Below are 15,199 nucleotides of genomic sequence, written 5' to 3'. Positions count from 1 at the left end.
CGAGTTGATTGTCGTGATTGTTGTGCGATGTAAGTGTCCATCCAACGTCGAATGCCGTATCGGTAAAGGCGGACGTTGACCGGTTGTCGGCTGCCTCAGGCGGGGAGTGGGCATGCCGACGTTCGGTTTCCGGCCTGTGGAAACGTGGAGTTGATGGACGTCGACGAGATGAACCACCCTGCCGGACCCCGGGGTGTCGGTTCGTGGACCCCTGGCAAGGTCGCTGAACTGCTGGGTGTCTCACCGGTCACGCTCCGTACGTGGGGTGCGCGCTATGGGGTTGGTCCTTCGCTGCGCGCGGACGGGCGCCATCGCCGATATTCCGATACCGATGTGCGCAGGCTGCAGCATATGCAGCGGCTCATCGACCGTGGTATGCGTGCTCGAGAGGCCGCTGCCGCGGCGTTCTCCGAAGACGAATGCGCGGTACCGGAGATTTCCGTCGATCGACGGGTCGAAGAGATCGAGAACGCTGCCGAAGAGCTCGAGTTCACGTCCCTGGCCGCGTTGTTGGACGAAACGCTCGACGCGCTTGGTCCTGCCGGGATGTGGGCCGACGTGGTGGTCCCGGTCTTGCGCAACCTTGGGGGCCGTTGGTTGCGCGGCGACGTGTGCTTCGAGTCGGAGTGGGCGCTGACCGCCGAAGTGTCGCTGGCGCTCCAGCGCTTCAGCGGCAGGTTCGCCAATGCCGCTCCCGGTCGTATCGTGCTCCTTGCTTGCTGCCCGGAGGAGCGGCACAGCCTGCCGATGGAGGTCCTGCGTGCCTCGATGGCGGAAGTGGGCATCCCCACCGTGTTCCTCGGGCAGATGGCCCCTGCCGAAACCACGCTCGGGATGGCATCGAAGCTGGACCCGGTCTTGATCTTGTTGTGGTCGATGTCGGTCAACACCGCCGACGACATGCTGAGTCAGCGCCTCCAGCGTCGCGGATTCGATGTCGCGCTGGCCGGGCCTGGGTGGAAAGAACGCAACGTCACTGACGCCCCGTGGGTCAACGAATTGGCCGACGCGCTCGATCTCGCCGGAGAAAGCCTGAAGGGCTGAGCCGTTCGGCCAAAGCGTTGCACAAACGCTCCAAATGCCAGAAGATGCTTGTCGTCGGCTCGGTTCGGCCGATCTTGTACGGCAGGAGTGTGGCTGGTGGACTTCAGGCGACAGGTAATCGAACGGTGGCCGGAGCGGTGGCCGGTCCAGCCGTTTCGCGAGCCGGCCTGGGCGCGGCAAGAGCCGACCTACCGAGAATGCGGTCCTGCGTTGATCGCCGCCGCCGTCAAGCGTGCCGACGCCCGCCCGGCGGGCAACTGGTTCGTCATCGCGGCGAGCCGGGAGGTTCGTGCGGACGAACCTGTAGGCCTTCGAGTCGGTACCCAGGAACTCGTGGCGTGGCGCGGCCAAGACGGCGTCGTGACGATCGGTCCCGGCGCGTGCCCTCATCTCGGCGCGCCGCTCGAGCAGGCTCGCGTGCACTGTGGCGAACTGGTCTGCCGCTGGCACGGCCTGCGGGTCGGCCCCGGACGGCCGGGTTGGATCCCTTTCCCGTCCCATGACGACGGTGTGCTCGTTTGGGTCCGTCTCGACCGGCTTGGCGGCGAAACACCCACCGAACGACCGATCGTGGCGCCGCGGCCGGAGGGAGGCGGCACCATCGACGCCGTCGCCACACTGACCGGGATCTGCGAGCCGGAAGACATCGTCGCCAATCGCCTCGATCCCTGGCATGGTGCCTGGTTCCATCCGTACTCGTTTGCCCGCCTGCATGTTCTCTCGGCGCCGCAAGGAAACGACGTCACCGAAGCGGACGACCGATTCGTCGTCGAGGTGACCTTCCGGCTCGCCGGCAAGCTCGGCGTGCCGGTGATCGCCGAATTCACCTGTCCTGAACCTCGCACGGTGGTGATGACGATCGTCGAGGGTGAAGGTGCGGGCAGCGTCGTCGAGACCCATGCGACCCCACTCGGTGCCGGCCATGACGGTCGCCCGCGAACAGCCGTGATCGAAGCGACGATCGCCGCGTCGGACCGGCCGGGATTCGTCAAGGCCACGCGGATCGCGCCAGCGCTCCGGCCGTTGATGCGCCGCGCCTCCGCGCGTCTGTGGCGCGACGATCTGGCTTACGCGGAGCGGCGTTACGAAGTGCGTACCGCTCACCGTTGACCTGAAGGTGAGGAGTGGACGACGCCGCTCGGTGTGCCGTGGATCCGGCGGGCGCGGAGGGTCTGGGCCATCGCGGCTCCCGCGACGGTGAGTTTGCGCAGGCGCGGGACCCGGGCTCGAGCCGCGAAGACGTTGAGATCCGCCGCTTCGATGCGGTCGAGGATCCTCGAATACAGTCTGAGCGCGGTCGCCACGCAGGGCCGTGACGCAGGGTGGAGCATGTCGACGCCCGGCCGCGCTTCGCGGTAGATCGTGCGGTTGATCGAGATCTGCTCGGCGAGGGCGCGCCGGACTCGCGGATCGAGCCGCCGGTTCGTGGTGCACCAAGCGAGCAGATCGCGATCCACGTCGAACGCGGCGAGCTCGTCGGCGGGTAGGTAAACCCGGCCACGGTGGAAGTCTTCAGCCACGTCGCGGAGGAAATTGGTCAGCTGGAAGGCTTTTCCGAGCGCCGCCGCCCGCGGTGCCGCCTCGGACATCGGAACGACCGTCCCGAGCACCGGCAAGACCTGGAGCCCGATCACTTCGGCGGAACCGTGCACATAGACATCCAGTGCGGCACGATCGCGGTAGCCCTCGATCGTCAGATCCATTTTCATCGACGTCATGAACGCCTGGAAGTGTCGCGGGTCGATGTCGTAGCGGGAGGCGGTGTCGATCACCGCGCACAGCAGCGGATCCTCGCTGGTCCCGACGCGCAGCCCTTCCAGCACCGTCGTCTCGACGCCGGAGAGTGCCTGGGAGATGCTTTCCGGTGTCGCTTCCGGGCTCGGTTCGTCGACGATGTCGTCCATCCAGCGCGCGAAACCATAGAGAGCGTGCACCGCCGGACGCTGTGCCGGGGCCAGCATCCGCGTGGCGAGGAAGTAGGTCTTGCCGTGTTCGGCGTTGAGCCGTCGGCACCGGGCGTAGGCGGCACGGCGCCGCGGATCAGTGATGCCGGCGGCATCGAGTTCCGCTCTGGTCATCGGATGCCTTCCTGGTCGTTCACCGCGTGCGGGCGGTGCAGCGCAGTGCAAGCAGTGAGAGCGCCGCTCGGGGTTCGGGTGGGATGACCAACTGGTCCAGCGCTTCATGCGCCGACGCGACCCTGCCGGTGATCAGGTCTTCGAGGCGCTCGCGAGCCCCTGTCGCTTCGATCACCTCTTGCCAGCGAAAAACCGCTTCGTCGTCGACCAGGTCGAGCCGGTCGAGCCGGATCAGTTCCCGGCGTTGGGCCGGGGTGCCGAGTTCGCGTGCGAGCACCACGACGCTCGTGGCCTTGTGCTCGCGAAGGTCGTCGCCGATGGGTTTGCCGGTGACCGCGGGATCGCCGAACACGCCGAGCAGGTCGTCGCGGAACTGGAAAGCTTCGCCGATGTGGCTTCCGTAGGTACCGAGACGAGTGGACACCGCGGGCGCGCAACCGGCCAGCGCGGCGCCGAACTCCAAGGGGCGGCGCACGGTGTAGTTGCCGGACTTGCGGCGGAGTACGTCGATGACCGATGACCAGTCGGGTACGGCCCTCGCGTCGTTGACCAGGTCTCCGAGCTGCCCGACGGCGAGTTCGGCGCGCATGGCGTCGTAGACCGGCCAGCCGCGGGTGAGTTCTTCGTCGCTCAGGCCGGATTCCCTGAACAGCTGTTCGGACCAGACCAGGAACAGATCGCCGGACAGTACGGCGGCCGATTCCCCGAAGCGCGTCGGCGATCCGGCCCAACCCTGCTGGTGATGCCAGTGACCACGCCAAGGTCCAGCAGGTACTCGACCAGACCGTCACCGATGACGGCCTGCCCGGCATCCTCAGCGACATCCGCGACGGTCGCGAGAGGTGGTTCGGCACAGCGGGCGCGGCCGACACCGAGACCGGACGCGAGCGCCGCCGGCATGACCGCTTCCGCATCGGCAGCGCCACCAAGACGTTCACTTCGACCGTGATGCTGAAGCTGGAGGCCGAGGGCCGGCTGAGTCTCGACGACACCGTGGAGAAGTGGCTGCCCGGCCAGGTCCAGGGCAACGGCAACGACGGCACCAAGATCACCATCCGGCATCTGCTCAACCAGACCAGCGGCCTGTTCCCCTACACCTCGGACGAGAGCGTGGTGCCCAAGTACTTCACGCCCGCCTTCCTCGAGCACCGGTTCGACACCATGCGCCCGGAGGAGATGGTGAAGCTCGCCGTGGCGCACCCGCCCATGTTCGCCCCCGGCACGGCCTGGGCCCACTCCAACTCCAACTACGCGCTCGCCGGAATCATCATCGAGAAGGCCACCGGCAGGTCGTACGCCGAGGCGGTCGAGCGGCGGATCACTCGTCCGCTGGGTCTGACCGCGACCTACGTACCCGGTTTCCGCGAGACGAAGCTGCGCGGACCGCACGGACGGGCGTACTCCCCGCTGTGGGTCACCGAGCCCGGCACCGACATCTACGACGTCACCGATATGAACGCGTCCTGGGCCTGGGCGGCCGGCGGCATGGTCTCGACCGCCGAGGACCTGCAAACCTTCTACCGGGCGCTGCTGGGCGGACGCCTGCTGCCGCCCTCGCAGCAGAAGGCGATGTTCACCACGGTCTCGACCGAGGGCAGCGGGTGGCCGGTCCCGAACGCCAGGTACGGGCTCGGAGTCTTCTCCCAGACGCTGTCCTGCGGAGTGACGGCCTGGGGCGGAGGCGGCATGATCCACGGTTCCTGGACGAACGCGATGGGCACCGCTGACGGCAGGCACACGGTCGTAACCAACATCAACGGCGACTGGGGCAACCCCATCGGCATCTTCACCAAGGTGCTGGAGGCGGAGTTGTGCCCGCCGCGCTCCCGGTGACCGGTCCGCAAAACGAGACACCCCGACCGACCAGATCGGGGTGTCTCGGCGGCGGGCTTGCCCAAGCAGTATGGCGACGAGGTCGTGCTCGACCGCATCGGGAACTCGCGGGCCTCAACGTCATCGGCAGTGTCATGGAATCCAGCGGGCCCGCCCTGCTCGGCTGCGCCGGGGAAGCTGACCGAAGGAGCCCAATCCCGATGACGGGGCTTTGCCAGGTTGCCCCCGCCAACGGCGTCTCCCCAGGGTGCCTTCCACCTGAAGGCGACCGGCGGGATCGTTTCCTCGACAGCCGAGATCCGGCCCTGCGCCTCGGATAGCCCGTCGCGGACTGCCCTGAGCCCGTGCGGCGTGTTGGTGGTGTCAGGTGTCAGCCCGGAATGTCGGGCTGGCGCTCTGAGCCAGCGAAGATCCGCCGGCGGGCTCGTGTTTGTGCTGCCGAACTAGGTCGGCAACGGCGGAGTCCGTCGGCCTCGTCGGCTCGTAGCGATCAAAAGAGATGACGGTGTGGTAGTGAAGGCTGTGGCGCCTCGCGGAACATGGCTTTCGGCGCACTGGAAGGGCTTGGCAAATGGAGCTTTTTCAGGACTTTCGCGGCCTCGCGCTGAACGGCCGGGTTCGAATCTTCCAGTGCCCGCTCCAATCGGGGGCGGGCCGCAGCGGGCCGCAGCTTGCCCAGTGCCACCACCGCGGCTTCGGCTACGTCCGGGTCGTCCACCAGGCTCACCAGTACCTGGGGCACCCGCGGATCCTTGGTCTTGGCCAGTGTCGCCACGAGGGGCTGGCGGGCGCTGCCGTAGGCCGGGTCACCCACGAGCTGGATGTGCTCATCCGCCACAGTCTGGTCGGTGAAGTCCGCGAGGCCGCTCGCCAAGGTGCGGCGCACGGACTCCCGCTGGTCCGCATCGACGTCGGGCGGGTCGCGGAAGAGCTCGAGGAACACCGGCCGGGCCTGTTTCTTCGCGAACGCCACCGACAGCACGGCCACCAGTTCGTGGGCCAGCCGGTAATTCCGCACCTGGCGCAGCCGCTCCAGCAGCAGCGGCACCGCGGCCCGGTAGTCGAGCGGTTTGGCTTTCCCCGCCTGTCCGTCCGCCGGCACCACCAGATGCCGGAGCTGGCCGACCCAGGTCAGTTCACGCACGGGGGGCAGCAGCTTCACCAGCTCCGCAAGGAGGTCACCGGCCTCGGCAAGATAACGTGCCTCGGCCTCGCGGTGGCCCGGTTCAGCGGCGAGTCCCGCCTTGACCCGCGCGCGGATGGCGGGGTCGTTGGCGATGAACTCCACGACCTCCCGATGTGGCCTGCCTTCCAGGGTCACGGAATGACCCTATCGATTCTGATCTTTCCCTGCCGTTCGAGCTCCATCAGTGGCCCGGTGAGCCTGGTCCGTGTGCCGGTCCGGACGTAAAGAACGAACTTCAGGTTTTGCCGGTTGGCCTCGGCGATGTAGTCCCTCAGCTGGCTGGACAGGTACTGATAGGCCACGTTCTTGGCTTCACCGATGCTGTGGCCGTCCCAAAAGTCGGGAATTCGCTTCTTGCCACCCGGGGTGTAGAAGTGAGCGGTGTTGGTCGGGCGGCCGACCGCGGCCTGACCCGCTTGCCCGAGCAGGCAGTACTTGCGGCCCCCGGCGTTGTGCACCAGGACCGGGAGATCACCGGCGAAGACGTAGTAGGTGTTGAACTCGTGGACGGCGAAGTTGTAGACCTCGCGCTCGGCGGTCCAGGCGTGTGTGGCGGTGACGGTGACGTAGTGGCCGTCCGGGAGCCGCAGCCGGTCACCGGGGGAGAGGTCCCTGGCCTCCCGCCACCGCTGCTGGCTGTCAACCCAGAACGGGTGCCCAGCGGTCGCCTCGATGTCGCCCGAGGGCAGGCTGACTGTCACCAGGTCCTTCAGGTCCTCGCCGGTGATCAGGGTCTCTACCGGGCGTGGTTCGGTGCGACCCGTTTCCGGGTCCGTGGCCAGCACCCAATCGCTCGCCCGCACGTCACGGATGGCGCGCTGGGTCCCGTCTGCCATCAGCACCCGGGTGTCGCCGGTGAAACTGTTGGGGCCACAAGGATTCTTGAGGTAGCCGGTCAGGGTCTGCGCCAGGCCGCGCATTTCCTCGACCGTGCGCCGCGCCGCTGATACTCCCGCGCGGAACGGGCCGATGCCCTTGGAGATGCGGAAGATCGCCGAGCTGAGCTCCGGTAGCTTCGATGCCACCTTCAGGGCCTTCAGCGGGCCCAGGGCGTTCATCGCGGTGAACACGCAACCGCTGATGTCGCCCTTGGTGAAGCAGTTCTTCGCGTCGGTCCAGCCGATCACGTCCAGCACGACCTGGCCGCCGATGCCCACGACGAAGTCCATCAGCGAGCGGTTCTGCTCGGTTTGCGCGGCCCGATATCGATCGACCAGCTCCTGGCCGCCCTCAGCCAGCAGCAGCTGCTCCTCGTCGCTCAGCTCCCGGTAGTCCAGGTCCGGGTCCTCTTCAGAGGATCCTGGCGGCGGGCCGATGCCGTCGTTGAGGTCCTTGCGGCGCTGTTCGTCCTCCAGCCGCTTGCGTTCCTCCTCGAGGCGCTTCTTCTCGGCCGCGATCTTGGCGGCTTCGTTGGCCGCGGCTGCGGCTTCGGCCGCGCTCTTGCCCGCTGCGAGTGCGGAGGCTCTGGCCGCTTCGGCTGCTGCGTAGGCGTCGCCCGCTGCTGCGCGGGCTTGTTCGGCGTAGGACTGGGCGCGGGCGGAGGAGCGGGCCGCGTCGGCGGCCGAGTTCTTGGCGTTCTCGGCTGCCTGACGTGCCAGTTTCACTGACTCGGCGGCGCGTTTGGCCGACAGGTCGGCGGCGTCGGCCGACTGCTTGGCCGCGGCGGCGTGGTTCGCTGCTTCGGTCGCGGAGGCCTTGGCCTGGTTGGCGTACTCGGTCGCCTCGGCCGAGGCCTGGCGCGCGATCGCCCACTGCCGGTTGGCCTCGGCCGCGTCCTGGCGGGCCAGTGCCGCCGAGCGTTCCGCGGCGCGCACGTGGGCGGACACCTCGGCGACGTGTGCCGCCGTGTCCGCGTCGCGCTGACGGGCCCGGTGCAGGTCGACGTCCAGGAAGCCGCGCAGGTAGTACGAGGGGCCGCTCAGCGCCGCCTGGGCCGCCGCTTTCACTTCCGGTTCGGCGGTGGGCAGCAGTTGCGCGATCGTCAACCTGTCATCCTGTTCGCGAGCCGTGTGCTGGCCGGTGGCCAGGAAGTCCCGCAGCGCGGGTGCCGAACCGTCGTCCAGCGCGGCTTGCGCCGCGATCTGCACTTTAGGGCCGCCTTGCGCCAGCAATTGCGCGACCTGCTGTCGGTATTCGTGCATGCGGAGCTCGTGCTGGCCCAGGTCCAGGAAGGTCTTCACCGTGTCGTAGGAACCGGCTGCGGCGGTGCGCGCTGCGGCCCGGACCGGTTCCTGGGCGGTGGTCTCGGCCAGGTAGTCCACGCTCGCGCGGTCGTCGTACTCGGTCGCCGTGGTCAGACCGGTCCGGACGAAGCCCACCGCGTCCTGCGGGCTGCCGCCCAGGGCGTCCTCGGCCGCCGAGCGCACGAACGGGCCGCCCCGGGTGACCAGATGCAGGGCGACCTTGCGGCCATTGGCCACGACCACGGCCTCCGGGGCAGCTGGATCGCGTGCCTCGGCGAGCAGGCGCTGCGCCTCGGTGTCGAGGCGCGCGGCCTCGCCCGCCTCCCAGCGCTGCGCGGCCTTGCGTTCGCGTTCGTCCTGGGCGGCCTGTGCCGCGTCGTCCACCGCACGGCGTTCCTCGGCGGTCAGCCGTTCCGTGTCGGCCTTGCGCGCCAGGATGAAGACCTTCTTCGCCTGCAGCGCGGCCTTGGTCGCCTCGTTCGCCGCCGCTACCGCCGCGGCGGCGTGCTTGCCCGCCACCACCGCGTTACCCGCCGCTGAACCGGCATGTGCCGCCGCGTCCTCTGCCGCCGCGGCAGCGTCCTCGGCGTGCTTGGCGGAGGCGTTCGCCGCGTCACGGGCGTCCTTGGCCGCCTGGTTGGCTTCGTTGGCGATCGCCACCACGGCCGCCGCCGCGCGGGTGGCCTCGTCCGCGGCGCGCTTGGCCGCCCGTGCCGCGCGTTCCGCTTCGTCCGCGCTGGCCCCGGCCTGGGCCGCGTACCGTCCGGCCGCACTCGCCGCTGTTGATGCGGCGGCGGCCTGCTGACCCGCGCGCGCCGCGGCGGAGGCCGCTTCCCCTGCCGCCACCGCTGCCGCACCGGCCGCGCCCGCCGCCACCGCGGCCTCCCGCGCACCGGCTGCCACGGCCCGTGCCTCCACCGCCGCCTGCCGCGCGGCCGCGGCCTGACCGGCGTTCGCCGCGGCCGCTTGCGCGGCGCGGTTGGCCTTCGAGGCGGCTTTGTTCGCCATGGCCGAGGCCTGCGCGGCCTGGTTCGCCGCGTTCGCCGCCACCCGGGCCGCGTCGTTGGCACGTGCCGCCGCCTGGATCGCGCCCTCTGCAGCCTTCGCCGCCCGCTTCGCCGCGTCCGCTGCCCGGCTGGCCGCGTTGGCCGCCTTCACCGAGGATTGCCCCGCTGCCTCGGTTTCCCTCGCGGCCCGCTCGGCGGCTTCCTTCGCCAGTTCCGCCGCGTGCACCGCGCGATCGGCGGCGTCCCTGGCCAGGTTGGTGTGCAGCCGTGCCTTCGCCCCGGCCGTCCGTGCCAGCGCGGCCAGTTGCGCGACCGAGTTGGTCTCCTGATCCCGCGCGGCCGCCACCTGGTAGCCCAGCCGCAGGAACTCCCGGACCTCTTCGATCCCGCCGTCCAGCGCTCGCTGCGCGGCCTCCTTGACCCGGGGCCCACCGGCCGCGAGCAGCTGTGCGACCTGCGTGCGGTCATCGTGGTCCTGAGCCTGGGGATGCCCGATGCCCAGGAAGTCCAGCAACCCCTGTTCGGACCCGTTGTCCAGGGCCTGTTGCGCGGCTTGTCGCACCCGCGTTCCGCCCTCGGCGAGGATCTGTGCGACCTGGGTGCGCACGTCCACGATCCACGGTGCCCGCCACCCGTTCTCCAAGAACGCCCGCTGGTCGGCTTCCGACCCGCCGAGGGCGGCCTGCGCGGCCTCGCGGACCTTGCGGCCGCCGGCCGCGAGCACTTCGGAGACATTGACCCGAAGATCCTCGCCTTCGGCCTGCGCGCGCCCGGTTTCCAAGAATTCCCGAAGATCGGAATCGGTCCCGGTGAGGGCTTCTCCGGCCGCCTTCGCCAGCAACGGGCCGCCGCTGGTAAGGAAATCGACCACAGTGTGCCGGTCACCGGTTTCCGAGGCCTGGACCTGGACTGGCGAGGCCAGACCGGCGAGAAGGACCATAGTGAGAATCGTGCTGAGCGCAGCACAAAATCGCCGTCTGTCCATCGGAAAGCCCCCCAGTTCACCCCAGTCGAACTTTCTTAAAATAGCCGAGAAAATTCTGGTAGGAATACGCCGATCGGGCACTGTTTCCGACGTTTGCCGTCGTCTTTACTCCCACTGAGCGGAGGCTTTCGTCTGCCCGTCCGCACCCGAGTCCCGAAGGAGTCGATCTCGCATGCCCAGAACCCGTCTCGTCGCCACGGTGGTCACCGCGTTCGCGGTGACCACCGTGGCGCTGGGCGCGGCCGCGTTCGCCGCGCCCGCCACCCCTCCATCAACCCAGCCACAATTGGCCGCTCCCGCCGAGGACGTGCCGCCGCACAGCGTCGAGGATTTCGTGCACCCCGACGCCGAGCGTCTCAAAGCCGAACGCGGCATCACTCTCAGGAAAGGCAACGGCGGCATCCGGCTCGTCGACTGTGGTCCGGACGACCAGATCCGCCTGTACTCCTCGGAAGTTTCCGATGAGCTGTGCTTCAAGGTGACCCTGCCCGTTCCCGCGCCGGGTGTGATGCCCGCCTACCTCGCCCTGGAGTTGCCGGACGTCTACCTGATCCGGTCGAACAACCAGACGACCACGGCCAAGGTCACCAGCGGCGGCAAAACCGCCGAACACAACCTGGCCAAGGACCAGTGGACCTCGATCGGCAGCGGCGTCCCCGGCGGCACACCCGCCACCCTGCTGGAACTGCGGGTGACCCCGTGAGGCCCCGTCACGCGGTACCGGCGCTCGTGCTCGCCGCCTTGGTGAGCACCTCCGTGCCCGCCAACGCGATCAGCAACGGCACCCCGATCAGCGGGGCCGCGGGCCAGCCCTACGGGCAGACCGCCCGCGTGGAGATCGGCAACGGGGACCGGCAGTGCAGTGGCGTGCTGGTGCGGCCGCGCCTGCTGCTCACCGCCGCCAGCTGCCTGGCCGCGGATCCGGCCAACCCGGGCACGCTGACCCAGGGCGCGCCACCGATGCGGGTCATGGCCAGGTTCGGCTCCTCCGCCGACTACACCCTCGGCGGCTCGAGCGAACCAGGCGCCTACGTCCCGGTATCGCTGATCTACCCGCGCGCCGACCGCGACCTCGTCGTGGCGAAACTCGCCTACCGCGCAGACCTGTCCACCCCGGCGCGGCTGGCGACCACCCCGCCCGCAGTGGGCGACCAGCTGACCATGACCGGCTTCGGCCGCACGCACCAGGAATGGGTCACCGCCCGCCAACATCAGGCGGCCACCTCGGTCACCGCGGTCGACCCGACAACACTCGGCATCACCGGACCGGCCTCGGTCTGCCGGGGCGACGCCGGAGGACCCCTCTACCGCAGCACCCCGCAGGGCGCGGAACTGGTCGGCGTGCACGGCGCGTCCTGGCAGCAGGGTTGCGCGGGCACGATGCAGAGCCGCAACGGCGCGGTCGAGTCCAGAGTGGACGATCTCGGCGCCTGGATCGCGGGCCTGGATCAAGACAGCAACGTCATCTGCGCTCCGTCCACGGCGTGGAATCTCAACCTGGACACCAGTTTCACCCCGCGCTTGAACACCGGCACCGCCGACGCTCCCGCAGCGCTCGCGCCGACCTCCAGTTGGGGCGCCAACGGCACCCCGCAGCCCAACAAGCTGCGCGGCATCATCAAAACCGCGCCAGGCGGCTGGATCTGGAACGTACACCGCCGCAACGGCACCGCCGACCCCATGGTGGACGGCACACTGCGACTGTGGCGATACCAGAACGGCGTGCTGACAGGCGGGGAGAAAGTCGGGACGTACTGGCAGCACTACCTGACCAAACCGCAGGAGCTCACCGTGGACGCCAACGGCGTGGTCTACCGCGTCGGCCAAGCAGGAACCGCGCAGAACGGCCAGCTGATCAAATACATCTGGGACTTCACAGCCAAGAAATGGCTCAAACCCTCCGGTGAGGTCGTGGACGCGGGCTGGGGCGCCCGGCACGGTACGCACACGGTCGTCGCCAGCGGCACCGCGCTATACGGAACACTCGCCAACGGGACCGTGGTGCGCTACGAGTACGCGGGTGCACCAAGCGGCGTGATCACACCGAAGGGATGGCCAGGCGACAAGCTCGTCTCGATCGGCGCGGACATCGTCTACGTGCTCGACGCGGTCACCGCCTCGCGCGAGAACATCCTGTGGACCCGGTACTACCCGGACACCCAGACCTGGGAGCCGACACGGGAAGTGGGCCACACCGGGCCGATCTTCAGCAGCGTGTCCCCAGACCCGGCGACCTGCCACCGGACCTAGAGCCGCAACCCGGGCGGATGCGACGTTGCCACGGATCGCACAAGGAAGCGTCACATCCGCTCGGCCCGGACCGCGGGCATCGGGATCCCCGACGGGTCTCGCTCCATGTCCTCTGTCAGCCAGGGACCCAGCCACCTAAACAGGACAAAAGCGCGTCCTCAGCCTGTGGTGACGCCCAACCTCGAGACGGACAGCGATGTTCCGGCGACGCCAACCAGCCAGGTCACCAGCAGTGGCGCGAACCCGCCACCGAACGGATAGTCGAAGAAAAGCGTGATCGCGCCGCAAGATCGCCGGGCCTGATTTCGCACGGCCACTAGGTCGTCCTTGACGTGCCTTCCCCGAATCGATCCCGGAAAGGCACGTCAAGGGTGGGATCCTGCTGGTTCAGGACTTCTTGCGGGGTGCGCGCTTGCGTTTGACAGGGGCCTCTTCGGCGACCGGCTCGACGGGGGCTGCCTCGGCGTTGTCGAACGCTTCGTAGATTTCGTTGGGAATGCGGCCGCGTTCGGCGATCGCGTAGCCGTTTGCCGACGCCCAAGCACGGACTTGCTGGTTGCGTTCGCGGTCGGTGGGCTTCGCCGTGCCACTGGCCACGGTGGACTGTCCGGTTGCGACCTTCACTTTGCGTCCGCCGACTCGTCTGCTCGCGCCGATGAAGCGTTCGAGCTCGTCGCGCAGGGCACCGGCGTTGTCGTCGGAGAGGTCGATCTCGTAGGTGACACCGTCGAGCGCGAAGGGCACTGTCTGGGTGGCTTCGCCACCATCGATGTCGTCGACGATCTGGACGGATACCTGTTGTACCATCGAAAGTGCCTTCCGCAAGGTCAATGCCACGCCACCTCGGATTGGCGCAGTGTCAATAATTCGGCTCTGTCCAAAGTTTGGTGATCGAGGATGATGGGCTGCTGTGGGGCCTACTCGACGAGCAGGATTCTCTTGCGTAGCAAGGCGAAGCTGGCTCGGCCGTAGGTTTGCCGCTTGAGAAGTTTGACTTTCGTGTTGACGCCTTCGGTGGGGCCGTTGCTGTAGGGCTGGGTCAGGCCGGCGACGGTGGCGTCGTGGTCCTTTTCGAGGCCGTTGAGGTACGAGCCGAAGCCGGGCAGCGCATCGGCGCGGGTTGTGGCGATCCACGTGTCGAGGTCGCCGCCGCGGCGCTGGGTGAGGATGTCGGCGAACTCGCGCACTCGGGCGGCGAGCGTGGTCATCTCGGGGCAGCTGGCGATCAGGTCGTCGAGGTGGCGGCGGACGTGATCCGGCAGGTTCTGGGGTTTGCTCATGATCCAGGAGACGAGGCGGCGTGGCGAGGGTGGTGTGCGCTCGGGATCGGCTCGGCCTTGATTGATGTAGCGCACCAGCAGAGTGGCGCTGCCGGTGTAGCCCCGGTCGCGGATCTCGGCCAGGATCCGGGTGACCGGGATCTTCTCGGCGAGCCGTCGCCGGAGCAGGTCGCGGTGGACGTCGACCAAGCAGGCGCCATAGCGTGGCGGGCGAAGCAGTTCCTCCGCGCTTGTGGCGCGGGCGTAGCGTTTGACGGTGTTCAGCGACCAACCCAGCCGCCGGGCGCACTCCAGCAACCCCACACCTCGGCCGAGCAGGTTGTGGACGGCGGGCGTGGCGTTCTCGGGTGCGCGCGGCCAGCGCCGATCCTTCGGAGCGGAGCGGGGCGTGGCGCTCCAGCGGGAGGCATGGGCGACGACGCACTTTTCCACCGCCGCGGCGAGGTTGTGCCACAGATGCCACCGGTCGCTGACTTGGACAGCTTTCGGGGCGCCGTGGCGGATGGCTTCGGCGTAGGCGGCTGAACCGTCGCGGCACACGACCTCGACTCCGGGGTGCTCGCGCAGCCAGGCTGCCAGGGTCTCGCTCTTGCGATCGGGCAGCACGTCGACGCGGCGATGGGTGACCGCGTCTATCAGCAAGGTCGCGTACTTACGTCCGCGCCTGATCGCGAAGTCATCAACCCCGAGTACTTCCACAGTCCCAACGTCCGGTTCTGGTAATGCGTGCACGAGCCCCAGCAGGGTGCCCCGGCTGGCCGCCAGGCCCAGCCGTGCCGCCAGCCGAGCTCCTGCCCGGCCTGCCAGCGCCAGTCCGATGCGCTCCAGAACGCTGCGGCACAACGAAGTCCGGCGGCCGTGCCGCCAGGTCAGCCCATCAACCTGCTCGGCGAACGTCCGCACCGCACAGTCGACCGCGTCGCAGAAGAACCGCCTCACCCTTAACCGCAGCACCACCGCCTGGCCTGCCATCGCGACGTCGGCCAGACTGCGGTCATATCGACTGTGCACGCGGCGCGAGCGACTACCGCACGAGGGACAGGCCCCGTCCTCCGCGCTGACGCGCGCCCAAATTCGCACGCCCGTCCCAGCCTGCTCGATCTTCTCGATCAGCACGCCCGCCAAGTGCGGCAGCAGCACCCCCAACTGGTCATCGCACGCCGAACATGATCACAGGTACCCGCGGACCTCGATCCTCGGCCCACCACACGGATCACCAAACTTTGGACAGAGCCCTTCTTTTGATAGCCCGGTGTAAGCGGTCGAAGTGGGGGTACTCGACGTCACGTGCGCCCGGTCCCAGGCTGGAGAACACCGTCCCGGAACCCCTGACGGGTGCGCAATCTGTCCGTT

The 15,199-nt window shown here is 68.6% G+C and carries 11 protein-coding genes; 5 read left to right on the top strand and 6 right to left on the bottom strand.

The features are described from left to right. Positions 1 to 153: 153 nt before the first annotated feature. Positions 154 to 1,044, top strand: a complete 891-nt coding sequence (locus tag ACLJPX_RS09460; protein WP_410599724.1) for a MerR family transcriptional regulator — start codon at positions 154 to 156, stop codon at positions 1,042 to 1,044. Between the two features lie 96 nt (positions 1,045 to 1,140). Next, complete coding sequence (locus ACLJPX_RS09455; RefSeq protein WP_410599723.1) at positions 1,141 to 2,154, top strand: DUF5914 domain-containing protein; 1,014 nt, start codon at positions 1,141 to 1,143, stop codon at positions 2,152 to 2,154. Here ACLJPX_RS09455 and ACLJPX_RS09450 read toward each other — a convergent pair. Continuing rightward, complete coding sequence (locus ACLJPX_RS09450) at positions 2,145 to 3,122, bottom strand: phytoene/squalene synthase family protein (protein ID WP_410599722.1); 978 nt, start codon at positions 3,120 to 3,122, stop codon at positions 2,145 to 2,147. The two genes, ACLJPX_RS09455 and ACLJPX_RS09450, sit on opposite strands and share 10 nt — an antisense overlap. Positions 3,123 to 3,141: 19 nt before the next feature. Further along, entirely contained in the window at positions 3,142 to 3,774 is a 633-nt protein-coding gene (locus ACLJPX_RS09445) for a polyprenyl synthetase family protein (RefSeq protein ID WP_410600035.1), read from the bottom strand. Between the two features lie 47 nt (positions 3,775 to 3,821). Between ACLJPX_RS09445 and ACLJPX_RS09440 the strand changes: the two genes are divergently transcribed. Beyond that, positions 3,822 to 4,955 (top strand): serine hydrolase domain-containing protein, encoded by a 1,134-nt coding sequence (locus ACLJPX_RS09440; RefSeq protein ID WP_410600034.1) that lies wholly within the window; start codon positions 3,822 to 3,824, stop codon positions 4,953 to 4,955. Positions 4,956 to 5,445: 490 nt separating this feature from the next. On the opposite strand, the gene ACLJPX_RS09435 is transcribed toward ACLJPX_RS09440, so the two are convergent. Together ACLJPX_RS09435 and ACLJPX_RS09430 are read right to left on the bottom strand one after the other, a co-directional pair. After that, complete coding sequence (locus ACLJPX_RS09435; protein ID WP_410599721.1) at positions 5,446 to 6,276, bottom strand: HEAT repeat domain-containing protein; 831 nt, start codon at positions 6,274 to 6,276, stop codon at positions 5,446 to 5,448. Continuing rightward, the gene (locus ACLJPX_RS09430; RefSeq protein ID WP_410599720.1) at positions 6,273 to 10,271 is read right to left on the bottom strand and encodes a polymorphic toxin-type HINT domain-containing protein; all 3,999 of its coding nucleotides are present in this window, start codon (positions 10,269 to 10,271) and stop codon (positions 6,273 to 6,275) included. Before ACLJPX_RS09430 ends, ACLJPX_RS09435 begins: the two co-directional genes overlap by 4 nt. 217 nt (positions 10,272 to 10,488) lie before the next feature. Here ACLJPX_RS09430 and ACLJPX_RS09425 point away from each other — a divergent pair, with 217 nt between their 5' ends. Together ACLJPX_RS09425 and ACLJPX_RS09420 are read left to right on the top strand one after the other, a co-directional pair. Further along, a complete protein-coding gene (locus ACLJPX_RS09425) occupies positions 10,489 to 11,019 on the top strand; it encodes a hypothetical protein (protein WP_410599719.1) in 531 nt (176 codons plus the stop codon). Beyond that, positions 11,016 to 12,566, top strand: coding sequence for a trypsin-like serine protease (locus tag ACLJPX_RS09420; RefSeq protein WP_410599718.1), 1,551 nt, complete (start codon positions 11,016 to 11,018; stop codon positions 12,564 to 12,566). Before ACLJPX_RS09425 ends, ACLJPX_RS09420 begins: the two co-directional genes overlap by 4 nt. Positions 12,567 to 12,953: 387 nt before the next feature. Here ACLJPX_RS09420 and ACLJPX_RS09415 read toward each other — a convergent pair whose 3' ends face one another. Both ACLJPX_RS09415 and ACLJPX_RS09410 read right to left on the bottom strand, forming a co-directional pair. Further along, positions 12,954 to 13,373 (bottom strand): histone-like nucleoid-structuring protein Lsr2, encoded by a 420-nt coding sequence (locus ACLJPX_RS09415; RefSeq protein WP_410600033.1) that lies wholly within the window; start codon positions 13,371 to 13,373, stop codon positions 12,954 to 12,956. Positions 13,374 to 13,483: 110 nt separating this feature from the next. After that, a complete protein-coding gene (locus ACLJPX_RS09410) occupies positions 13,484 to 14,986 on the bottom strand; it encodes an ISL3 family transposase (protein WP_410600032.1) in 1,503 nt (500 codons plus the stop codon). Positions 14,987 to 15,199: the final 213 nt, after the last annotated feature.

Source organism: Amycolatopsis sp. lyj-90, from assembly GCF_046549035.1.
GTDB lineage: Bacteria > Actinomycetota > Actinomycetes > Mycobacteriales > Pseudonocardiaceae > Amycolatopsis.
Note: the sequence above shows the minus strand (reverse complement) of the source record. Positions and strands in the feature narration are given on the sequence as shown.